Source organism: Pseudomonas sp. BN411 (assembly GCF_029871235.1).
GTDB lineage: Bacteria > Pseudomonadota > Gammaproteobacteria > Pseudomonadales > Pseudomonadaceae > Metapseudomonas.
Genome location: NZ_SSOM01000065.1, coordinates 111,082 through 132,870, shown reverse-complemented (window position 1 = coordinate 132,870; position 21,789 = coordinate 111,082). Strand labels below are relative to the sequence as shown.

Here is a 21,789-nt window from a genome sequence, read left to right as displayed (position 1 = left end):
CCAGCCAGCCCACTCCCCCCCGCCCAGCCCGAGCAAGGACAGCCCCTGGCCAACGCTCCTGCGCGTAGCTCGGTCAAGGGCCTGCTGGGCGGCCTCGTCCTGCTGATGCTGGCCCTGCTGCTCTGGCAGCTGCACCAGGAGTACCGCCAGCTGCAGGACGGCGCCCGGGAGCGCAACTACACCCTCACCCGCGAGCTGGCCAGTCACCTTGAGCTGGTCATGCAGATGAAGGCGGACGCCGTGCTCGTCCTGCTCCGCCAGCAACCGCCCCACCCAGAGGGCGAAGACCGGCAGCTGGCGGAAATGGACCTGCTGCGGCCCATCCTGCCATCGATTACCAGCCTGGCCTGGCTCAATCCCAACGGCGGCGTGCTGGCGGACACCCAGGCCAACAGTGACGACGCCCTGTTCCTCGCCGACCTGGTCCAGCGCGGTGAAGGCCAAACCTACCACTACGCCTTCAGCCCCCAGGGCCGCGGCCAGGTCTACCTGATCCTGCGCCAGTCTCCCCTGCCCGAGCCCAGCGGCTACTGGGCCCTGCGCCTGGATGCGGAAGCCATCCGCACCTGGCTGCTCAAGCATGAAGACCGCGACTACCGCTGGCTGCTGGAAGACCACTTCCTCCAGCGGGTCCTGGCGCAGAGCGGCAAGCTCAGCCGCAGCAGCCCCATCGTGATGCCGGTGACCGCCGAACAGGAGGCGCAGACCATCCTCGTCTCGCCCCTTGGCCACAGTGATTGGCAACTCCGCGCCCTTCACGACGAACGCCAGGTGCGTACCAACCTGCTGCCCGAACTGCTCAGCAAGTTGCTGCTGTTCCTCATCAGCGCCAGCCTGGCGCTGATCGCCCTTTACTACCTGCAGCGCGAACAGCGCGGCCTGCTCGAACTCAACAACGCCTCGCGGCGTTCCCTGCGCCAGGCGGCAAGCGCCCTCGGTGTAATCGAGGAACGCGTGCTGGTGACCCAGGTGGACGGGCGCCTGAGCTACCTCAACCCGCAGGCCGAAGCCATGTTCGGCATCAGCGGCGAGGCTGCCCAGAACCACCACCTGCTGGCCTTGCTGCCGGGCCTGGACCCATTGCTGCTCAACGCTCCCGGCCTGGACCACGAACTGGGTTCGGACCTGGTGCAATTCAAGCGCGGCAGCGAACAGCGCCTGCTGGCCGTGACCCGCAACGACCTCAACGACGGCGCCCAATTGCTCGGCTACGTCTGGGTACTGCGCGACGTGACCGAGGAGCAGCGGGCCCTGCGTGTACTGCAGGAAACCCGGCGGCGCTACCAGGACATCTTCGAAGGCGGCGGCATCGCCCTCTGCGTGCTCGACCTCGCCGACCTGCGCAAGCACCTGATCCAGTTGGGCCTGCTCGACCGTGCCGTCCTGGCCGCGTGGATCAGGGACAACCCGCAACAGCACGGCGAGCTGCTGCACCGGCTGCGGATCACCGAGGTTAACCAGGTGGCCATGCACCTGCTGGGCGTCAGCAGCAGCGAGCAGGCCTGGCGGCAATTGATCGGTTCCCATCCGCTGCATGAAGGCGGCATCCGCTTTCAGCTGATGGCAGCCCTGCTGGGCGGCAAGAAGCACCTGGAGATGGAGAGCCAGATCGTCACCGCCCAGGGCCAGATGCGGCACATCTGGCTGGTGCTGCACCTGCCGGACATGGTCGAGGACCTGGAAGCGGTCACCCTGAGCATCAACGACATCACCAGCCGCAAGGAGGTCGAGCTTTCGCTGATCGAGCGCGAGCGCTTCTGGTCCGACGTGGTGCTGGCGCTGCCCGACACCCTCTATGTGCACGACATCGTCAACAAGCGGGTGATGCTCACCAACAACCGCCTCGGCCCGCAGCTGGGCTACGACCGAGAAGACATTCGCAACATGGGCGAGCGCTTCTGGGAAGAAGTGCTGCACCCTGACGACGCCGAACAGTACTGGCGCATGCGCAGCCTGCAGCAGGTGGTGGGCGACGGCCTGCTGCTGCAATGTCAGCTGCGCTGGCGGCACAAGGACGGCACGTGGCACTGGTTCGACATCCGCGAACAGGCCCTGGCCCGCGACGAGCAGGGGCGCGTCAGCCGCCTGATCGGCGTGGCCAAGGACATCACCGAGCAGATCGAAGCCACCGAATCCATGCGTGAGAGCGGACGCCGCTACCGCATGCTGGCCGAAAGCATCAGCGACGTGATCTTCACCACCAACAGCGAACTGCAGCTCAACTACGTCAGCCCCTCGGTACAACCGGTACTCGGCTACACCGCCGACTGGGCAATCGCCAACGGTTTCCATGGCATGGCCGCCGACCCGAGGCAGATGCTCGACCTGTTCGAGCAGCTGGAGCAGGTGCGTAACGCCCTGGGCAACCCGCAACGCCTGGCCGAATTGCGCAGCCAGATGCCGTCGCGGCTGTTCCTCTTCGACTGCATGCGCGCCGATGGGCAGAAGATCCCGGTGGAACTGCGCACCATGCTGATGTGGGACGAATACGGCCGCTTCGAAGGCATGCTCGGCGTCGGCCGCGACATCAGCCAGCAGCGCCGCGCCGAGAAGGAAATGCGCATGGCGGCCACGGTGTTCGAGCATTCCACCTCGGCCATCCTGGTCACCGACCCGGCCGGCTACATCGTCCAGGTCAACGAAGCCTTCTGCCGCATCACAGGACACAAGGCCCAGGATGTGCTGGATCAACTGCCGGCCGTGCTCACCGCCGACCGCCAGCAGGCCAACCAGCTCAATTTCATCCTCAGCCAGCTCAACCAGCGCGGCAGCTGGGAAGGCGAGATCTGGCTCAAGCGCCGCGAAGGCGACAATTATCCGGCCTGGGTCGGCATCACCGCGGTGCACGACGAGGATGGCGACCTGGTCAGCTACGTCTGCTTCTTCAGCGACATCAGCGAGCGCAAGGCCAGCGAGCAGCGCATCCACCGCCTGGCCTACTACGACGGCCTGACCCACCTGCCGAACCGCACCCTGTTCCAGGATCGCCTGCACACCGCCCTGCAGTACGCCGAGCGGCACCAGGAATGGGTGGTGCTGATGTTCCTCGACCTCGACCGTTTCAAGCCGATCAACGACTCCCTCGGCCATGCCGCCGGCGATCGCATGCTCAAGGACGTCGCCGTGCGCCTGGCGGCCTGCGTCCACGAAGACGACACCGTGGCGCGCATGGGCGGCGACGAGTTCACCCTGCTGCTGCAGCCGCGCGCCACCCGCGAGGGTGCGTTGAACCGCGCCATCCATGTCGCCGAACAGATCCTCGACAGCCTGGCCAGGCCCTTCGTCCTCGAAGGCCGCGAATTCTTCGTCACCGCCAGCATCGGCATCGCCCTCTCGCCCCAGGACGGCCGCGAGCTGAGCCAGCTGATGAAGAACGCCGACACCGCCATGTACCACGCCAAGGAACGCGGCAAGAACAACTTCCAGTTCTACCAGGCGGACATGAACGCCCGCGCCCTGGAGCGCCTGGAGCTGGAAAGCGACCTGCGTCATGCGCTGGAACAGGGCGAATTCCTGCTCTATTACCAGCCGCAATTCTCTGGCGACGGCCGGCGCCTGACCGGTGTCGAGGCGCTGCTGCGCTGGCGCCACCCCAAGCGCGGGCTGGTGCCGCCCGGGGAATTCGTGCCGGTGATGGAGGAGCTCGGTCTTGTGGTGCAGGTGGGCGACTGGGTACTCAGCGAAGCCTGCCGCCAGCTCAAGGCCTGGCACCTGGCGAAGATGCGCCTGCCGAAGATCTCGGTGAACATCTCCGCCCGCCAGTTCGCCGATGGCCAGCTTGCCGAGCGCATCGCCGCCATCATCGAAGACAGCGGCCTTCCGCCGGCCTGCCTGGAGCTGGAGCTGACCGAGAGCATCCTGATGCGCGACGTGGGCGAAGCCATGGAGATCCTGGAGAACCTCAAGCGCCTCGGCCTGTGCATCGCGGTAGACGACTTCGGCACCGGTTACTCATCGCTCAACTACCTCAAGCAGTTCCCCATCGACGTGCTGAAGATCGACCGCAGCTTCGTCGACGGCCTGCCGGACGGTGAGCGCGACGCGCAGATCGCCCGCGCCATCATCGCCATGGCCCACAGCCTGAACCTGGCGGTGATCGCCGAAGGCGTGGAATCCCACGCGCAGCTCAACTTCCTCCGCGAACACGGCTGCGATGAAGTGCAGGGCTACCTGTTCGGTCACCCGGTGCCAGCAGCGCAGTTCGAGCGGTTGTTCGGCACCAGCGCCAACTTCATCCTCAGCTGATTCGCCCCGCCGCATTCGTCGCCATCGGCGCACCCCGCTGAATGAGGGCCACTTGTCTGTCACATGACCGACCTTCATATGCCAGCCAGCGACCGATCAGGTAGAATGCGCAGCTTTCCTAGCACCGATCCTTAAGAGGACCGCCATGTTCAGCCGTGATTTGACCCTCGCCCGCTACGATGCCGACCTGTTCGCCGCCATGGAGCAAGAAGCCCAGCGCCAGGAAGAGCACATCGAGCTCATCGCCTCCGAGAACTACACCAGCCCGGCGGTGATGGAAGCCCAGGGCTCCGTGCTGACCAACAAGTACGCCGAAGGCTACCCGCACAAGCGCTACTACGGTGGTTGCGAGTACGTCGACATCGTCGAGCAGCTGGCCATCGACCGCGCCAAGGAACTGTTCGGCGCCGACTACGCCAACGTTCAGCCGCACTCCGGTTCCCAGGCCAACAGCGCCGTCTTCCAGGCCCTGGTACAGCCGGGCGACACGGTCCTCGGCATGAGCCTGGCCCACGGTGGCCACCTGACCCACGGCGCTTCCGTGAACTTCTCCGGCAAGATCTACAAGGCTGTGCAGTACGGCCTGGACACCGCCACCGGCCTGATCGACTACGACGAAGTCGAGCGCCTGGCCGTTGAGCACAAGCCGAAGATGATCATCGCCGGCTTCTCCGCCTACTCCCAGGTCCTGGACTTCCCGCGCTTCCGCGCCATCGCCGACAAGGTAGGCGCCTACCTGTTCGTCGACATGGCCCACGTGGCCGGCCTGGTTGCCGCTGGCGTCTACCCGAACCCGCTGCCCTACGCCGACGTGGTCACCACCACCACTCACAAGACCCTGCGCGGCCCGCGCGGCGGCCTGATCCTGGCCAAGGCCAACGAAGAGATCGAGAAGAAGCTGAACTCCGCCGTATTCCCCGGCGGCCAGGGTGGCCCGCTGATGCACGTGATCGCCGCCAAGGCCGTGTGCTTCAAGGAAGCCCTGCAGCCTGAGTTCAAGGCTTACCAGGAGCAAGTGGTGAAGAACGCCCAGGCCATGGCCCAGGTATTCGTTGACCGCGGCTTCGACGTGGTTTCCGGTGGCACCCAGAACCACCTGTTCCTGCTGTCCCTGATCAAGCAGGACATCACCGGCAAGGATGCGGACGCTGCCCTGGGCCGTGCCTTCATCACCGTGAACAAGAACTCCGTGCCGAACGACCCGCGCTCGCCCTTCGTCACCTCCGGCCTGCGTATCGGCACCCCGGCTGTCACCACCCGTGGCTTCCAGGAAGTCGAGTGCCGCGAGCTGGCCACCTGGATCTGCGACATCCTGGAGAACATGGGCGACGAGTCCGTGATCGACCGCGTTCGCGACCAGGTCAAGGCCGTCTGCGCCAAGCTGCCGGTTTACGGCAAGTAAGCGACAGCGCAACGAAAAAGCCCGGCAAATGCCGGGCTTTTTTATGGGTGTTCGGCTCGTAGTGAATTGGCAGGATGAATTGAGCCACTCGGCCCACCCTCTCCCCCGGCCCCCGCTCTGCGCCCCAGCCTGATCGCTTCGCGCGCAGTCGTTCATCGGCACCGGAAGCGGTGCTTCCGAAAGCGTGCCTCTTCACCCCGCAGGCGGGCGAGGGGTGACTCGCGCTGGCGAGACACAAGCAATCCTGAAGCCACCGCCGGGCTGATATTAAGTAAATGAGGTGGGGCGGCGATTTCGCCCCTTCAGGAGGCCGAGCGGAATCGTTGCATAGGGGGACGAGCGGCATGGATGCCGCGAGAGGCGTGTGGGGCCATGGATGGCCCCTCTCGCCGTGCCCCCGGCGCAATGATGGAGGGAGGGAAACGCAGTAACAGCCGAAGGCTGGTCACCCGGCGAAGCCGGGCCGGATGCAGGGGCAAGCGTTTTGGTTCCTTTTGGGTGGGCGGCACTCCGGCGACTGCAAAAGGGACTCGCCCGGGAAGGCGAAACAGGAACCTGAAGCACACTCGGCAATGAGCTGGGCCGCCAGCTGCAGCCCCTTCACAATGCCGTGCGCGACACCTTGATCTGCTGCCACAACGCATCGACCCGCGCCTTCTGCTCCGGCGTCAGGCGCTCCAGGAAGTAGAGACGCTTTCGCTCGGCCTGATTGGGCACCAGCATCGGCTGTTCCTTGGCCAGCCGCGCCATTTCCGGCGAGTCGGCCTTGAGTGACGAGTAGAAATGCGATGCCAGGGCATTGCGCCGGGCGTTCTCCGGCTGCAGGAGATAGTCGATGAATCGGTAGGCGAGGTCCGGCCGCGAGGCGTTGGTGGGAATGGCCAGGCTGTCGATGAACACCAGCGCGCCTTCATCGGGAATCCGAAAGCGCAATGCCGGATTCTTCGCCGCCGCCGTCAGCGCATGTCCGACCCAGGCCATGGCCACGCAGAGCTTGCCGCTGGCCAGGTCGGTGACATAGCCGTCGTTGTCCAGATTGCGGAACTGCCCCTGCATGGCCAACAGTTGCTTGCCGGCTTGGTCGATCTGCCGGGTGCCGCCCTTGCTCAGGTTACGGCCACGGTAGTTGAGCCACAGCGACAGGGTTTCCTCCGGCGCATCCAGCATCCCCAGGCCGCAGCTCGCAAGGCGCGAGCGCTGCTGCTCGTCGAAGAGCAGGCTCCAGCTGTTCGGCAAGGCACCGCCGAACGCTGGCTCGGCCAGAGCCGGGTTGCTCACCATCCCAACCGAACCCCAGAGATAAGGCACGACATAGCGGTTCGCCGAATCGAATCCGGCTAGCATGGCCAGGAGCGCCGGGTCCAGGCTGTTGGAGTGGGGCAGCTGGGAGAAATCCAGGGGCTGCAGACGTTTTTCGCCAATCAACCGGGCCAGCTGGAAATGCGAAGGCACTACCAGGTCGTATTGCGTCGTCCCGGCCAGGGCCGCATCCAGCTCGGCAGCGGTACTGAAGGTGGTGTACTCGACACGGATGCCGCTCTCACTCTGGAAAGCCGCCAACACTTCGGGCTCGATGTAGTTGGTCCAGTTGTAGACCCGCAACACCTCTTCGGCCTGAACGAATCCGACCAGCAACGTGCACAGCAACAGGCAGAACATTTTCTTCATGGTTCCCTCCAGCCCTGCTCCCATGAGGGCTGGAAGGATTAGAAGGCTCACCCCGGATGCTGTCATGGCCGTGCCTGCCAGACGCTTGTGTCTGGCTGCCGGATTGTCGGGATTGCGCGCCAGGTCGCACTGAGCCAGGGAAGCGAAGTCACGCAGGGTCTTGTGTCTGGTCGCCGGAACAATCACGTGGTTGAGGCAGCGTCCACACCAGGCATGAAATCGCCCTCAAAAAAAAAGCGCCACGACAATGCGTGGCGCTCCTTGCCTCTGCTTCTCAGCTCAGCAACAACGCACAGGCCGTCCTTTTCCGCCGCCATAACGCGCCTCCTGGCGCTCGCGGAAGAATTCCTCGTAACTCATCACCGGTTTGTCCGGATGCTTGCGCTGCATGTGCTCGACGTAATTGTCGTAATCGGGCATGCCCACGAGCATGCGTGCGGCCTGCCCGAGGTACTTACCCATGCGGCTGAGGTCATTGAACATGGCGCCCTCCTCAGGCTTCCGGGATCGGCTGGAACGGAGATTCCTTGTCGGTGCGCTCCGGTTTCATCCAGGCATTTCGGCCCACCTTGATGGCGTAGAACAGCACGCTCAGCACCACGAAGAGGAACAGCGCGGTCAGGGTCGCATTGGTGTAGGCGTTGAAGATCACGTTCTGCATCTGGCCGATGTCCTTGGCCGGCGCCAGCACCTGCCCCGCAGCCAGGGCGTCGCTGTATTTCTTCGCCAGGGCCAGGAAGCCGACGGCGGGGTTCGGATCGATGAGCTTGATCACACCGGCAGTGGTGGTGCAGATCAGCAGCCAGGTGGCCGGGATCAGAGTCACCCAGACATAGCGTTGGCGCTTCATCTTGATCAGCACCACGCAGCCCAGCATCAGGGCGATGCCCGCCAGCATCTGATTGGAGATACCGAACAGCGGCCACAGGGTATTGATGCCGCCCAACGGGTCGATCACGCCCTGGTACAGCAGCCAGCCCCAGAGGGCCACGCAACCGGCGGTGGCGATGACGTTGGCGGTCCAGGACTCGGTCTTCTTCAGGGCCGGGACGAAGTTGCCCAGCAGGTCCTGCAGCATGAAGCGACCAGCACGGGTACCGGCGTCCACGGCAGTGAGGATGAACAGTGCCTCGAAGAGGATCGCGAAGTGGTACCAGAAGGCCATGGTGTTCTCACCCGGCAGCACCTGGTGGAGGATCTGTGCGATACCCACGGCCAGGGTCGGCGCACCGCCGGCACGGGCCAGGATGGTGTGTTCGCCAATGTCCCTGGCGGTCGCCTCCAGTTGCTCGGGGGTGATGGCGAAGCCCCAGTTGCTCACCGCCGCCGCCACACTGGCGACATCCGCGCCGACCACGGCCGGCGGGCTGTTCATGGCGAAGTACACGCCCGGTTCGATCACCGAGGCGGCGACCATGGCCATGATGGCAACGAAGGACTCCATCAGCATGCCGCCGTAGCCGATGTAGCGGGCGTGGGACTCACTGGCCAGCATCTTGGGCGTGGTGCCCGAGGAAATCAGCGCATGGAAGCCCGATACCGCGCCGCAAGCGATGGTGATGAACAGGAAGGGGAACAGCGGGCCCTTCCATACCGGACCGGTGCCGTCGACGAACTGGGTCAGCGCCGGCATTTTCAGCTCCGGCATGGTGATCAGGATGCCGATGGCCAGAGCGATGATGGTGCCGATCTTGAGGAATGTGGACAGGTAGTCACGCGGGGCGAGGATCAGCCACACCGGCAGCACGGCGGCGACGAAGCCGTAGCCGATCAGCATCCAGGTGATCTGCACGCCGGTGAAGGTGAACGCCGGCCCCCAGACCGGGTCGGCGGCGACCTGGCCACCGAGCCAGATGGAAGTCAGCAGCAGGACCACGCCCACCACCGAAATCTCGCCGATGCGGCCCGGGCGGATATAGCGCATGTAGATCCCCATCAGCATCGCAATGGGGATGGTCGCCATCACCGTGAACATGCCCCATGGGCTTTCGGCCAGGGCTTTCACCACGATCAGCGAGAGCACCGCGAGGATGATGATCATGATCAGGAACGCGCCGAACAGCGCAATGGTGCCAGCCACCTGGCCCATTTCCTCTCGCACCAGGTCGCCCAGGGAACGTCCATCGCGGCGGCTGGAAATGAACAGCACCATGAAGTCCTGCACTGCGCCTGCCAGTACCACTCCGGCAATCAGCCAGAGGGTGCCGGGCAGGTAGCCCATTTGCGCGGCGAGTACGGGGCCCACCAGCGGGCCGGCGCCAGCGATGGCAGCGAAGTGGTGCCCGAAGAGCACGTGTTTGTTGGTTGGAACGAAATCCAGACCGTCATTGTGGAGGACGGCCGGCGTGGCGCGAGCTGGATCGAGCTGCATCACTCTGGTGGCGATGAACAGGCTGTAGTAGCGATAGGCAACCAGGTAGAGGGCAACGGCGGCTACCACTATCCACAGTGCGTTGATCGCCTCGCCGCGCCGCAACGCGACAACGCCCAGGGCGCAGGCCCCGGCCACAGCCAGCACTGCCCAGGGCAGGTGGCGCAGGACGCTGTTGTTATTGTTCATAGGGAACTCCGAATGAATGAACAGACAGGCTGCCGCACAAGCTTAGTCCCTCTGGAAGCAGCCGGTGACCGAACCGGGTCTGGAATGGCCCTTTCAACGACAGGGGGCTAGAAAAAAGCCGGGCAAGGCCCGGCTTTCTTATACGCTGCTGGACTTAGCTCGGCTGCTTGGCATAGCGGGCCAGCTGCTGGTCGCGGCTCATGACGTCGACAGTGGCGGCGAGTACCTGGTCCCCGGTCACGTCTGGCGAAGAGAAGATGGTGGAGAAATTGGCCTGGGTGACCTGGGCGAAGTGGGCGCGATCGGACTGTTCGATGCCCAGCAGGGTCGCATAGGCATCCAGCGCCTCGCCTTTGCCCTGGGCCATGTCTTCGGCAATGTTGTCGAGCATGCCGTTCATGGCCAGCATGGAGCGTCCGCCGTAGCCCAGGCGCACGCTGGAATCGCAACCGTTGGTACCCGAGGTCAAGCCAAAGGTAGCGTTACCGGAAGTTCCGTTAGTGGTGGTGGCCAGCAGGTGCGGGACCAGCCCGCGCTGACCTTCGAACAGCATGTTGCCCCAACCGCAACCACCGCCCCCCGCCTGGTCGGCCTGCGCCGCCACGCTGGCTGCACTGAGCAGCCCCACGATCAAACCCTTTTTCAGAAGTCGCTTATCCATTATTTGCGCTCCGCACGAATTTATAGAAAAACCGCATAAGCAGCTTTGGCGACGTATAGGGAACTGTCAAACCAGCCCCGGCACGCCTTGTCGGCCACCGGGATTACGGATGTAATTCGCCGCAGTCAGGCTCAATTACCCAAGGAGCCCGCTCCAGAGCGCGCCGATTCCATGCCTTATTCACACCTTCGCGCAGCCTTCATCCTTTTGCTGCTCTTGCTCTCTGGCTGCGAGCAGGAAACCCGCGCGCCGCTCGACCAGCAACTCTATATATGGCAGCGGCAATGGCGCCCGGCCCACGCAGAAGCCCTGGCCGCCAGCCGTACCGACTTTTCCACCCTGCGGGTGCTCGCCGCCCAGGCCCATCCGGGTGCGGGCTGGTCGCGCATTCAGGTGGACCGCGAACTGCTCGCCGCCGACGGCCGCCCGCTGGTCGCAGTGGTCCGCCTGGACGGCCAGCTGCCAGACCTGGACCTGCAACGCACCCGCGCCGACATACTCGCCCTGGTGGACCACTGGCGCGCCCAGGGTGTGGTCATGCAGGGTCTGGAGATCGATCACGATTGCGCCAGCGCGCGCCTGCCGGGGTACCGGGACTTTCTCCGCGACCTTCGCCAGGCGCTTCCGGCGGACCTCAAGCTCAGCATCACCGCCCTGCCCGCCTGGCTCGACAGCCCGGTTCTGGCCGATCTGCTTCGGCAAGTGGATGGCAGCGTATTGCAGGTCCATGCGGTGAGCGCCCCGGAGAATGGTTTGTTCGACCCCACACGGGCACAGGCCTGGGCAAAGCTCTGGAACGATGTCAGCGACCGCCCCTTCCTGCTCGCCCTGCCCGCCTACGGCATCGCCCTGGTGAATGGCCGGGTCGAGAGCGAAAGCCCGCTGGCCATCGCCGGACCACGCCGCGAACTCCAGGCCGACCCGCAGCAACTGGCTGAACTGCTGGCCAACCTGCGCCGCGACCGCCCCGAGCACCTGACCGGCGTCATCTGGTTCCGCCTGCCCCTGGCCGGCGATCGCCGCGCCTGGCGGTTGGTAACCCTGCTGGCAGTGGCGCGTGGCGAAGCCCTGCACGCCGACATCCAGCCTGAGATCCAGCAGTCGGGACCACTGCACGAGCTGGCCCTCACCAACCTGGGCAACCTCGACGGCCCCCTGCCGGAGCGCATCGAACTGCCTGCCCAGTCCTGCTATGCGGCCGACGCCCTGGCCGGCTATCGCCTGGAGCGCGCAACCGACCGCCTGGTCTTCACCCGTCTCAACGAAGGCCGGCTCGCCGCCGGCCAACAGCGCGCCCTGGGTTGGGCCCGCTGCGAACATCTCGATCAAGGAGGATCCCGTGTCTACCCCTGAACGCCGCACTCGCCTTGCCCTCGCCATCGCGCTCTGCCTGCCGGTATTGAGCGCGCAGGCGTGCGGGCCGGACTTTCCCCTGAGCCTGCTGGACGACCGCGCCCAGACCCTGGCCGAGCTGCCCGAAGGCAACTTCGCCTTCGAGGTCGCGCGCCTGGGCAAGCCGGTCCCCGGCCTCGGCCAGTCAGGTGATGCCACCCTGGTGGGTTACTGGGACGACGGCGGGGAACGCTACCTCCAGCAGCGCGATGAAGTGGAACAGAAGGAACTGGGCGAGCCCCTCTACCAGCAGGTCCGGCACCTGCGAACCCTGACCGACGCCCACCAGGTGGAGGACCAGGGCCTGGACCTGCCCGCCGAGCTGCGCCTCTACAGCGCTGGTGCGGTCGCGTTCGCCCAGCAGGATTACCAACTGGCTGCCGACTACTTCCAGAGGGTCCTGCAACTGCCGCCCGAACAACGTCGCCTGCGCAGCACCTGGGCCGCCTATTCCCTGGGCCGGGCACAGGCCAGCCTAGGAAATCCCGAGGGCGTGCCTACGGACGAAACCCAACGCAGCGAAGAAGACCAGCGGCTGTTCATGCGACAAGCCACCGAGGCCGCGCGCGATGCTTTCAGTCAGACCCGCCAGCTCACCGCCCAGGGTTACTCCGACCCTCTGGAGCTGGGCATCGCCAGCCTCGGCGAAGACGCCCGCCTGGCCTATCTGGCCGGCGACTGGGCCGGCGCCATCCGCCTCTACGCCAGCCAGACCGCCCACCATTCGGCCACCGGCTACAGCTCGCTGCGCCAGCTTTCGGCCGAACTCATCCGCTTGCCCGATGAACAATTGGTGCCGTTGCTGGCCATTCCCGAGGTTCAGCAACTGCTGACCGCGCGCCTGCTCAGCCGCCTCGATGGCGAGCCGAATGGGGATGATCACCTCGGCTCCTTGCTGGTCGAGAACACTGCCAGCGATCTGGACAATGCCGATCGCCTGGCCGCCCTGAGCTACCAGCTCGGTCGCTACGACGATGCCCGGCGCTTCCTCGCCAAAGCCGGCGACAGCGGTCTGGCCTGGTGGCTGCGAGCCAAGCTGGCCCTGCGCGACGGTGATGCCACCCGTGCCGCCGAAGCCTACGCCAAGGCCGCGCGCGCCTTCCCCGAAGGTGAAGACTGGGGCACCCGGCGCACGGCCAACTGGGATTACGAGAACGTGAAACCGCGCTGCCGGGTGGACGGCGAAAACGCCATCCTCTCTTTGCAGCGCGGCGATTACCTGGACGCCTTCGACCTGCTCTACCGCAGCGGCGACCTCTACTGGTGGGATGCCGCCGCTGTCGCCGAGCGGGTGCTCACGCTGGAAGAACTCAAGGGCTATGTCGACGCCAAGGTAGCGGCAGCCAAACCGCAGACAGCCGAAGAGCGCGAGAGCTACCAGCCACGTCCCGTAGCCGCCCAACTGCGTGATTTGCTGGCACGGCGTCTGCTGCGTGAAGGCCACTACGCCGAGGCCTTGCCCTATTACGACAGCGACGAGCTGCGCGAAACCGCCCGCCGCTATGGCCACGCTCGGGAAGAAGCGGAGAACCGCTGGACCGCCACCGGCCGTGCCGAAGCCCTCTATGAAGCGGCGGTGATCGCCCGTGAACAGGGCATGGAACTGTTGGGCTACGAGATGTCGCCAGACTTCCATAGCCTCGGCGGTTCCTTCGCCCTGCTCCAGGTCGACCGCCAGAAAGCAAGCGGGCTGCTGAGCGCCGACGAGGCCGAGCGGCAGAACGCCAATCTGGCCCAGCCCAATGCCCGCTACCACTATCGCTGGGTCGCCGCGCAGCTCGCTGACCGCGCCGCCGACCAACTGCCCCGGAGCAGCCAGGCCTTCGCCGCGGTGCTGTGCAAGGCCACCGGCTGGCTGCTCTACCGCGACCTGGAAGGCGCACGTGTCCATTACCGGCGCTACGTGCAGCAGGGACCGTACGTGCCCTGGGCCGTCAACTTCGGCCAGAACTGCGAGGAACCGAACTTCGATGCCGCCGGCAAGCGCGTCTGGGAAGAGCGCGGGCAGTGGTTGCGCAGCAGCCTGCGCCCGTGGAAGTACCTGCTGGCCGGAACCGGCGTGCTGGCGATTGCGGCAATGATTTTGTGGATCAGGCGGCGCCGGGGCGAATGAAGGCGCGAAGAGCCTTGTCTATAGTGGTTGAAATCTCGCAGGAGCATGAACATGAGTGAAATCGCCAGCGAACGTCGGCGCTTCCACCGCATCAACTTCGATGCCGCCACCACCATCGCGCAGGGCGACAAGCGCTGGGCGGCGGAGCTGCACGACATTTCCCTCAAGGGCCTGCTGGTGATTCGCCCGTCGGAGTGGGATGGCGACCCGGCCATGCCCTTCGATGTCCGCATCGACCTGGGGGCCGACATACAGGTCGCGATGGAAGTGGAACTGACCCGCGCCCAGGGCGACCAGCTCGGTTTCATCTGCCGTCATATCGACCTGGACTCCATCAGCCACCTGCGCCGCCTGGTGGAGCTCAACCTCGGTAGCGAAGAGCTGCTGGAGCGCGAGTTGACCGCATTGGGTGAGGAAGAGCCCGTCGACAGCCGCTTCTTGTAGGGGCGAATTCATTCGCCAAGCAGACCGCAGGTCTGCCAAAAGCCCCTCACCCCAACCCTCTCCCGCAAGCGGGAGAGGGAGCTGTCCGTGCAGGCTAAATGCTGCTCGCTTTTCCTGTGGGGGCGATTTCAATCGCTAAGCAGACCGCAGGTCTGCCAATACCTCTCACCTCACCCCCACCTCCCCGCTACTCGAACAGCGCACCCAGCGCCTGTTCCAGGCGGGTCACCGCGACCACGGTCAGGCCGGGCGGGTCTTCCTTGGGCGCGTTGCCCTTGGGCACGATCGCGCGCTTGAAGCCGTGCTTCGCGGCTTCCTTAAGGCGCTCCTGGCCGCTGGGTACCGGGCGCACCTCACCGGACAGCCCCACTTCGCCGAACACCAGCACGTCATGGGCCAGCGGACGATTGCGCAGGCTGGAGATGATGGCGGCGATCAGCGCCAGGTCGGAGGCGGTTTCCAGCACCTTCACACCGCCCACCACGTTGAGGAACACATCCTGGTCATAGGTCGGGATGCCACCGTGGCGGTGCAGCACCGCCAGCAGCATGGCCAGGCGGTTCTGGTCCAGGCCCAGGGTCACTCGGCGAGGGTTGGCCAGGTGGCTGGTGTCCACCAGCGCCTGGACCTCGACCAGCATGGGCCGCGACCCCTCCCAGGTGGCCATCACCACGCTGCCGGGCACTGACTCCTGGGCACGGGTGAGGAAGATCGCAGAAGGGTTGGAGACTTCCTTCAGGCCCTTGTCGGTCATACCGAACACGCCCAGTTCGTTCACCGCGCCGAAGCGGTTCTTCACCGCCCGCAGCAGGCGCAGGCGACCATCGGACTCGCCTTCGAAATAGAGGACCGTGTCCACCATGTGCTCCAACACGCGAGGACCGGCCAGGGCACCTTCTTTGGTTACGTGGCCGACCAGGAAGATCGCCGTGCCGCTCTGCTTGGCGAAGCGCACCAGCAGCGCGGCGCTCTCGCGCACCTGGGCCACACCGCCGGGGGCGGACTGCAATTGTTCGGTGAAGATGGTCTGGATGGAGTCGATCACCATCACCTTGGGCTGCTCCACCCGTGCGGTGGCGATGATGGCTTCGATGCAGGTCTCGGTCATGACCTTGAGCTTGTCTTCCGGCAGGCCCAGGCGGCGGGCGCGCATGGCCACCTGCTGTTGGGACTCCTCACCGGTGACATAGAGCGCGGGGAAGCGCGCAGCGATGTTACAGAGGGTCTGCAGCAGGATGGTGGACTTGCCGATGCCCGGATCACCGCCGATCAGCACCACCGAGCCATCCACCAGGCCGCCGCCGAGGACGCGGTCCAACTCGGTGGAGGCGGTGGAAAAGCGCGGCATTTCCTCGACGCTGACCTCGGCCAGGGTCTTGAGCTGCGCCTGCTGGCCAGCCCAGCCGCCGCGGCCGCCCGAGGAAGACGCCGCGGCGCCCTCCAGCACGGTTTCCACCAGGGTGTTCCAGGCCCCGCAATCAGCGCACTGGCCGGCCCATTTGGGGAAAGTGGCGCCGCACTCGGTGCAGCCGTACATGCGCTTGGCCTTGGCCATCAGCGGACTCCGTCAAAACACGAAAGCCCGCATGATAGCGGATCAACCCCGGCAACCGCCGCCGCAGTTGCAGCATTGGCCGCTGGCGCGTCGACGCTGGCGTTCGAGGTCCTCAAGCAGACCATCCAGGCGCATGTGCAGCATGGTCAGGCTGGAGCCGTCATCCGGCTCGCTGCCCTCTTCCACGCGGCGGATGCGGAGTTGCAACAGGTCGAGCTGGCTTTGCAGGCGGCCCAGGCGTTCGATGGCTTCCAGGCGCTCAGGGGAAATGGACGACGCAGGCATCATGCCCACGCCGGACACCAGGATGGCAGCGGTCATGGCAAAGGCTCCGGGAAGAAAAGATGGTGCCCAGCCTATGCCCCTACTCGTCCAGCCCTGTTGACCCCGATCAAATCAAGGCGTCAGCCCTTGGCGCTCCTGAGCATTCGGGCGATTTCATCTTTCAAGGCGACCCTTTGCACCTTCAGACCGTGCAGGGCGCTGTCATCAAGGGCCTTGTTGCCGTCCTCGACTTCGTAGATTTGCGAATCCAGATCCTGGTACTCCCCCGCCAACCGGGCAAAGTGCGCATCGCTTTGCAGCAGTGCGCGCATGGTGTCCTTGAACTCCGGGAATTCACGGTTGAGCGGGTGATGTTCTAGTGGCATGGCAGCGACCCTCCTCTTGCAGCCTCACTCTCAGGCTAGACCAGTGTCCAGCGGCGGAAAGCGCCGCCTGACGGAAACACACCGCAGGCTTGGCACTGGCCATGCCGGGCCCTAGCATGTGTGCCCGCACAAGGAGGTGACCGCCACTGGCAGCCTCGACCCGCTGAATTACACTTCAGCCTTAAAACCAGAACCTCAGGGAGTGAACATGAGCCTGCTCAACGAATTCAAAGCCTTCGCCGTCAAGGGCAACGTGGTCGACATGGCCGTGGGCATCATCATCGGCGCCGCCTTCGGCAAGATCGTCTCGTCTTTCGTGGGCGACGTGATCATGCCGCCCATTGGCCTGCTGATCGGCGGGGTCGATTTCTCCGACCTGGCCATCACCCTCAAGGCCGCCGAGGGAGATATCCCGGCTGTGGTACTGAGCTACGGCAAGTTCATCCAGACGATTCTGGACTTCGTGATCGTGGCCTTCGCGATCTTCATGGGGGTCAAGGCGATCAACAAGCTCAAGCGTGAAGAGGCCGCAGCCCCGGAAGCACCGCCGGCGCCCACCAAGGACCAGGAACTGCTGACCGAGATCCGCGACCTGCTGAAGTCGCAACGGGACAAGTAGTCCTGACGGACATCGCAATAAAAAACGGCGCCTCGATGGCGCCGTTTCTTCTTGTGGGGCGAATTTTAGCTGAGCCTTGTAGGAGCTAGCTTGCTAGCGAAAAGGGGACATTCGCTGGCAAGCCAGCTCCTACGGGCGATGCAGCTACTTGCAGCACTTAATGCTCCCCCTACAACGCACTGGTGGACTACCCCAAAGGCTTGAGCAGCAGGCGATTGACCCGCCTTTCCTTCACCTCGATCACCTCCAGCTGCCAGCCCTCCACTTCCAGGGCATCGCCCCTCACCGGCAAGCGGTCCAGCAGGCTCATGGCCAGGCCGGCGAGGGTCTGGTAGTCCTCACCGGGCTTGGCGGCAAAGCCCAGGCGCTCACCCAAAAGACTCAGGTTCACGGCACCGCTGACCTTCCAGCCACCGTCGCACGGCTCGATATCCAGCCCATCCACCTCGCTGGCGTCGGGCAGTTCACCGGCGATGGACTCGAGTATGTCGGTCATGGTCAGCAGACCCTCGAAACCGCCGAACTCGTTGACCACGAAGGCCACGTGGGTGGAGGCCTTGCGCATTTCCTCCAGGGCGCCCAGCACCGACGCGCTATCCGGCAGATTCGGCGGAACCCGCAGCACCTGCTCGAAATCCGGGTCCTGGCCCTGCAGCAGTTCGCGCAGCAGCTCCTTCTTGTGCACGTAGCCCAGCGGCTCGTCTACGTTGCCACCACGGATCACCAGCAGCCGCGAGTGGGGCGAGCGCAGCAGGGCATCGCAGATGACCTCGCGGGATTCGTCCAGGTCGACGCGCTCCACCTCACTGCGATTGGTCATCAGGGTGCGGATCGGGCGCTCGGCCAGCCCCAGCACACCACTGATCATGATCCGTTCGCGGCGGTCGAAGGGCACCTTGCCAGCGTCGCCGGCGCCCACCAGGTCGGCGATTTCCTCACCTACCTCTTCAGCCTCCACACCACGGCCGCCCAGCAAGCGCAGCACCGCGTGGGCAGTGCGCTCACGCACGCTGCGGTCGCCCTGGAGCTGGCGCTTGCGGCGCCAGCGCACCAGTTGGTTGGCGGCCTCGATCAGCAACGAGAAGCCGATGGCGGCGTACAGGTAGCCCTTCGGAATATGGAAGCCCAGGCCTTCGGCGGTGAGGCTGAAGCCGATCATCATCAGGAAGCCCAGACACAGCATGATCATCGTCGGGTGAGCGTTGACGAAGGCGGTCAGCGGCTTGCTGGCGATGATCATCAGGCCGATGGACACGACCACGGCGATCATCATCACTTCCAGATGCTCCACCATGCCCACGGCGGTAATCACCGCGTCGAGGGAGAACACCGCGTCCAGCACCACGATCTGCGCCACCACCGGCCAGAACAGGGCGTAGGTGCGGCTGCCACCCTGGCTGTGGACGCGGCCTTCCAGGCGCTCATGCAGCTCCATGGTGGCCTTGAACAGCAGGAACACACCACCGAAGAGCATGATCAGGTCACGGCCGGAGAAGCTCTTGTCGAACACTTCGAACAGCGGCGTGGTGAGGGTGACCAGCCAGGAAATACTGGCCAGCAGGCCCAGGCGCATGATCAGCGCCAGCGACAGGCCGATCAGACGCGCGCGGTCTCGCTGATGGGGTGGCAGCTTGTCGGCCAGGATGGCGATGAACACCAGGTTGTCGATGCCGAGGACGATCTCCAGGACGATAAGGGTCAGCAGGCCAAGCCAGGCCGTGGGATCAAGTATCCATTCCATAGGGATCAAGCTCTCGGGAGAAGTTCACGGGCAGGCACAAACCGCGCCTGCAGGCGTTGCATCGACATGCACGAAGCGTAGGCAGCAGGAAGCTGCAATTCGATTTGGCGTACGGGAACGCCGGTGGGGAGGGAGGCCGCACCCAGGGTCGCAGGGGGCGGCTTACAACTACTGTCGCTGTCCATTGGTTTCCAGTTCGGATAAACGAACTGCGAATGCTAGGTCAGAAATTAGCCAGAGCTAAGTAGGGAATTTTTACCATTCATGTACGAAACCTCGCCGAGCCTGTTCGCAGCTGGGCGAGCTAGAGAAGAGCAAGGCGGAAATGGCAGAGGGCGCGGAGTTTACGAGTTGTAAATGAGCAAGCCCGATGCCATTTCCAACGCAGCTATTCCGACGCGCAGCCAGTTGCGGACAGGCTCTCAGCGACGGCGGAATAAGGGGTTCGGCTCTATTACGGAGCGGCCGTACAACACGCTCACGCCGGCCAGTCCCTTCAATGCATCCTCGGCGGATTTGTCCTCGCGCACGGCAAAGGCATCGAAGCCGCACTGGCGCATGTGGCTGAGCTGATCCCGCAGCACATCCCCCACTGCGCGCAGTTCGCCACGCCAGCCGAGGCGCACCCGCAACAGGTAGGCCTGGCTGTAGCCACGGCCGTCGCGGAAGCTGGGAAACTCCACGGCGATCAGCGGCAGCGCTTCCGACAGCAGCGGCGCCAGCGGCTCCACTTCGTCATCCGGTTGCAGCAGCAGGCCATCACGACCATCGCGCTCGCGCCAGAGCGCCAACGGCAGGATCAGCGGGCCATCCGGCAAGACGTCACCGGTCTCGCGCACCAGGGTCCAGGGGTCGCTCTCAATCAATTGGGCCTGGCCGTCCAGCAGCCTGATCAGGTTGTTCATGCCGGCACCTCCGCCTTGGCGTAGACCCGTTCCTTGAAGGGTTCCAGACCGATACGGCGCACCGTGTCGACGAAGCGCTCCTCCGGCTCGCGGTAGTCGCGGAAGGTCGCCACCACCTTTTCGATCACATCCGGCACCTCGTCGGCACTGAACGACGGGCCGATCACCTTGCCTAGCTCGCTCTGCATGCCCTGGGCGCCGCCGAGGGTGATCTGGTACCACTCACTGCCACCCTTATCCACGCCAAGGATGCCGATGTTGCCGATGTGGTGGTGGCCGCAGGCGTTCATGCAGCCGGAGATATTCAGGCTCAGCTCGCCTAGGTCCTGGAGCGCCGCCGGATCGGGGAAGCGAGCCTGGATCGCCTGGGCGATGGGGATGGACTTGGCGTTGGCCAGGGAGCAGTAGTCGCCCCCAGGGCAGGCGATGATGTCGGAGAGCAGGCCGATGTTGGCGGTCGCCAAACCCCGCTCGCAGGCCAGCAACCAGAGCGCGTGCAGGTCCGCCTTGCGCACGTCGGGCAGCACCAGGTTCTGTTCGTGGGCGATGCGGATTTCACCGAAGCCGAAACGCTCGGCCCAGTCGGCCACCGCTTCCATCTGCGCGGCGGTGACGTCACCGGGCGGCGCATCCGGCCCCGGCTTGGTGGACAGCACCACAGCGGCGTAGCCCGGCACCTTGTGCGGCTGCAGGTTGCGCGCGCACCAGCGGGCGAATGCTGGGTCCCGCGCCAGGTGAGTGCCGAAGCCGAGATCAGTGTCATCGAGACGGTGATAGGACGGCGCATCGAAACTGACGGCGACTCGCTGGTACTCGTCCTCGGTCAATTCGGCGGGTCCATCCTTCAGGTGCTGCCACTCGGCTTCCACCTCGCGGGCGAACGCGTCGATGCCGAGCGCCTTCACCAGGATCTTGATCCGCGCCTTGTACTTGTTGTCGCGCCGCCCGTGGCGGTTGTAGACCCGCAGGATGGCCTCGACATAGGACAGCAGGTGGCGCCAGTGCAGGCCGTCGCGGATCTGTTGGCTGAGGATCGGCGTGCGCCCAAGCCCGCCGCCCACCATCACCCGCAGGCGCATTTCGCCAGCGTCGTCGCGGTACAGGTAAAGGCCGATGTCGTGCATCTGCACGGCGGCACGGTCTTCCTCGGCGGCGCAGAGGGCGATCTTGAACTTGCGCGGCAGGAAGAGGAATTCCGGGTTGATGGTGGACCACTGGCGAAGGATTTCCGCCAGCGGGCGCGGGTCCAGCAGCTCGTCGGCCGCCACCCCGGCGAAGGCCTCGGTGGTGATGTTGCGTACGCAGTTGCCGGAGGTCTGAATGGCGTGCATTTCCACCTCGGCCAGCTGCTGCAGGATGTCCGGGACTTCAGCGAGTTCGATCCAGTTGAACTGGATGTTCTGCCGGGTGGTGAAGTGGCCGTAGCCACGGTCGTGCGCGCGGGCGATGTGCGCCAGGCAACGCAGCTGGTTCGACGACAGGGTGCCGTAGGGAATGGCGACCCGCAGCATGTAGGCGTGCTTCTGCAGGTAGAGGCCGTTCTGCAGGCGCAGCGGCAGGAACTCTTCCTCGCTCAGCTCGCCGCTGATGCGCCGCGCCACCTGGTCGCGGAATTGCGCCACGCGCTCCTGCACCAGGGCGCGGTCGTAGTCGTCGTAGTGGTACATGCAAGCGGGCTCCAGCAAGGCGGGCGGGGGCCTTCACTATGGCTACGCCCGGCAGCAGGAAACAGCGCCAGATATGTCAGTAAAAACCATATCAGATCAGCCAGACAGGTAGCTTTCGTAGGAGCGAGCTCTGCTCGCGAATGGCCAGGATCGCGAGCAGAGCTCGC

General features: G+C 64.9%; 16 protein-coding genes. 6 read left to right on the top strand and 10 right to left on the bottom strand.

Annotated features, from left to right (window positions below):
- Nucleotides 1–105 precede the first annotated feature (105 nt).
- Both E8F06_RS10810 and glyA read left to right on the top strand, forming a co-directional pair.
- The gene (locus E8F06_RS10810) at nucleotides 106–4,245 is read left to right on the top strand and encodes an EAL domain-containing protein (protein ID WP_280367355.1); all 4,140 of its coding nucleotides are present in this window, start codon (nucleotides 106–108) and stop codon (nucleotides 4,243–4,245) included.
- 145 nt (nucleotides 4,246–4,390) lie between these two features.
- A complete protein-coding gene (glyA, locus tag E8F06_RS10805; protein WP_280366892.1) occupies nucleotides 4,391–5,647 on the top strand; it encodes a serine hydroxymethyltransferase in 1,257 nt (418 codons plus the stop codon).
- A gap of 600 nt (nucleotides 5,648–6,247) precedes the next feature.
- Here the strand turns inward: glyA and E8F06_RS10800 are convergent.
- The 4 genes from E8F06_RS10800 to E8F06_RS10785 all read right to left on the bottom strand — a co-directional run bounded on the left by E8F06_RS10800 (nucleotide 6,248) and on the right by E8F06_RS10785 (nucleotide 10,536).
- Nucleotides 6,248–7,315, bottom strand: coding sequence for an extracellular solute-binding protein (locus E8F06_RS10800; protein WP_280366890.1), 1,068 nt, complete (start codon nucleotides 7,313–7,315; stop codon nucleotides 6,248–6,250).
- 279 nt (nucleotides 7,316–7,594) lie between these two features.
- Nucleotides 7,595–7,798, bottom strand: a complete 204-nt coding sequence (locus E8F06_RS10795; protein WP_190826939.1) for a YbdD/YjiX family protein — start codon at nucleotides 7,796–7,798, stop codon at nucleotides 7,595–7,597.
- A 10-nt stretch (nucleotides 7,799–7,808) separates the two neighbouring features.
- A complete protein-coding gene (locus E8F06_RS10790; RefSeq protein WP_280366887.1) occupies nucleotides 7,809–9,875 on the bottom strand; it encodes a carbon starvation CstA family protein in 2,067 nt (688 codons plus the stop codon).
- Nucleotides 9,876–10,029: 154 nt separating this feature from the next.
- Nucleotides 10,030–10,536, bottom strand: coding sequence for a DUF3015 domain-containing protein (locus E8F06_RS10785; protein WP_280366883.1), 507 nt, complete (start codon nucleotides 10,534–10,536; stop codon nucleotides 10,030–10,032).
- 171 nt (nucleotides 10,537–10,707) lie between these two features.
- Here E8F06_RS10785 and E8F06_RS10780 point away from each other — a divergent pair, with 171 nt between their 5' ends.
- From E8F06_RS10780 to E8F06_RS10770, 3 genes are read left to right on the top strand one after another with little or no spacing between them, the layout of a single operon-like run.
- Complete coding sequence (locus tag E8F06_RS10780; RefSeq protein ID WP_280366880.1) at nucleotides 10,708–11,889, top strand: DUF3142 domain-containing protein; 1,182 nt, start codon at nucleotides 10,708–10,710, stop codon at nucleotides 11,887–11,889.
- Nucleotides 11,876–14,041, top strand: coding sequence for a hypothetical protein (locus E8F06_RS10775; RefSeq protein WP_280366878.1), 2,166 nt, complete (start codon nucleotides 11,876–11,878; stop codon nucleotides 14,039–14,041). Before E8F06_RS10780 ends, E8F06_RS10775 begins: the two co-directional genes overlap by 14 nt.
- A 51-nt stretch (nucleotides 14,042–14,092) precedes the next feature.
- Nucleotides 14,093–14,485: a PilZ domain-containing protein gene (locus tag E8F06_RS10770; RefSeq protein WP_280366875.1), complete on the top strand. Its 393-nt coding sequence runs from the start codon at nucleotides 14,093–14,095 to the stop codon at nucleotides 14,483–14,485.
- A 187-nt stretch (nucleotides 14,486–14,672) separates the two neighbouring features.
- Here the strand turns inward: E8F06_RS10770 and radA are convergent, their stop codons facing one another.
- The 3 genes from radA to E8F06_RS10755 form a co-directional block, all read right to left on the bottom strand.
- Complete coding sequence (gene radA, locus E8F06_RS10765; protein ID WP_280366873.1) at nucleotides 14,673–16,040, bottom strand: DNA repair protein RadA; 1,368 nt, start codon at nucleotides 16,038–16,040, stop codon at nucleotides 14,673–14,675.
- 42 nt (nucleotides 16,041–16,082) lie between these two features.
- A complete protein-coding gene (locus E8F06_RS10760; protein ID WP_280366871.1) occupies nucleotides 16,083–16,361 on the bottom strand; it encodes a hypothetical protein in 279 nt (92 codons plus the stop codon).
- An 83-nt stretch (nucleotides 16,362–16,444) separates the two neighbouring features.
- Nucleotides 16,445–16,690 carry a YdcH family protein gene (locus E8F06_RS10755; protein WP_077525124.1) on the bottom strand — a complete coding sequence of 82 codons (246 nt, stop codon included), beginning with the start codon at nucleotides 16,688–16,690 and terminating at the stop codon, nucleotides 16,445–16,447.
- A 208-nt stretch (nucleotides 16,691–16,898) separates the two neighbouring features.
- Here E8F06_RS10755 and mscL point away from each other — a divergent pair, with 208 nt between their 5' ends.
- A complete protein-coding gene (gene mscL, locus E8F06_RS10750; RefSeq protein WP_280366868.1) occupies nucleotides 16,899–17,309 on the top strand; it encodes a large-conductance mechanosensitive channel protein MscL in 411 nt (136 codons plus the stop codon).
- 187 nt (nucleotides 17,310–17,496) lie between these two features.
- Here mscL and E8F06_RS10745 read toward each other — a convergent pair whose 3' ends face one another.
- From E8F06_RS10745 to E8F06_RS10735, 3 genes are all read right to left on the bottom strand, one after another.
- Nucleotides 17,497–19,050, bottom strand: a complete 1,554-nt coding sequence (locus tag E8F06_RS10745) for a TerC family protein (RefSeq protein WP_280366865.1) — start codon at nucleotides 19,048–19,050, stop codon at nucleotides 17,497–17,499.
- A 422-nt stretch (nucleotides 19,051–19,472) separates the two neighbouring features.
- On the bottom strand, nucleotides 19,473–19,955 hold the full coding sequence (locus E8F06_RS10740; protein ID WP_280366863.1) for a DUF934 domain-containing protein: 483 nt from the start codon (nucleotides 19,953–19,955) through the stop codon (nucleotides 19,473–19,475).
- Nucleotides 19,952–21,622, bottom strand: a complete 1,671-nt coding sequence (locus E8F06_RS10735) for a nitrite/sulfite reductase (RefSeq protein WP_280366861.1) — start codon at nucleotides 21,620–21,622, stop codon at nucleotides 19,952–19,954. The genes E8F06_RS10740 and E8F06_RS10735 overlap by 4 nt, the downstream gene beginning before the upstream one ends.
- Nucleotides 21,623–21,789 lie beyond the last annotated feature (167 nt).

What these genes read in the sequence shown, in the direction of transcription:
- glyA (WP_280366892.1), top strand. Translation starts at nt 4,391, where the DNA reads ATGTTCAGCCGTGATTTGACCCTCGCCCGCTACGATGCCGACCTGTTC.
- E8F06_RS10785 (WP_280366883.1), bottom strand. Translation starts at nt 10,536, where the DNA reads ATGGATAAGCGACTTCTGAAAAAGGGTTTGATCGTGGGGCTGCTCAGT.
- E8F06_RS10795 (WP_190826939.1), bottom strand. Translation starts at nt 7,798, where the DNA reads ATGTTCAATGACCTCAGCCGCATGGGTAAGTACCTCGGGCAGGCCGCA.
- radA (WP_280366873.1), bottom strand. Translation starts at nt 16,040, where the DNA reads ATGGCCAAGGCCAAGCGCATGTACGGCTGCACCGAGTGCGGCGCCACT.
- E8F06_RS10740 (WP_280366863.1), bottom strand. Translation starts at nt 19,955, where the DNA reads ATGAACAACCTGATCAGGCTGCTGGACGGCCAGGCCCAATTGATTGAG.
- E8F06_RS10800 (WP_280366890.1), bottom strand. Translation starts at nt 7,315, where the DNA reads ATGAAGAAAATGTTCTGCCTGTTGCTGTGCACGTTGCTGGTCGGATTC.
- E8F06_RS10760 (WP_280366871.1), bottom strand. Translation starts at nt 16,361, where the DNA reads ATGACCGCTGCCATCCTGGTGTCCGGCGTGGGCATGATGCCTGCGTCG.
- E8F06_RS10780 (WP_280366880.1), top strand. Translation starts at nt 10,708, where the DNA reads ATGCCTTATTCACACCTTCGCGCAGCCTTCATCCTTTTGCTGCTCTTG.
- E8F06_RS10745 (WP_280366865.1), bottom strand. Translation starts at nt 19,050, where the DNA reads ATGGAATGGATACTTGATCCCACGGCCTGGCTTGGCCTGCTGACCCTT.
- E8F06_RS10755 (WP_077525124.1), bottom strand. Translation starts at nt 16,690, where the DNA reads ATGCCACTAGAACATCACCCGCTCAACCGTGAATTCCCGGAGTTCAAG.
- E8F06_RS10735 (WP_280366861.1), bottom strand. Translation starts at nt 21,622, where the DNA reads ATGTACCACTACGACGACTACGACCGCGCCCTGGTGCAGGAGCGCGTG.
- E8F06_RS10770 (WP_280366875.1), top strand. Translation starts at nt 14,093, where the DNA reads ATGAGTGAAATCGCCAGCGAACGTCGGCGCTTCCACCGCATCAACTTC.
- E8F06_RS10810 (WP_280367355.1), top strand. Translation starts at nt 106, where the DNA reads ATGCTGGCCCTGCTGCTCTGGCAGCTGCACCAGGAGTACCGCCAGCTG.
- mscL (WP_280366868.1), top strand. Translation starts at nt 16,899, where the DNA reads ATGAGCCTGCTCAACGAATTCAAAGCCTTCGCCGTCAAGGGCAACGTG.
- E8F06_RS10790 (WP_280366887.1), bottom strand. Translation starts at nt 9,875, where the DNA reads ATGAACAATAACAACAGCGTCCTGCGCCACCTGCCCTGGGCAGTGCTG.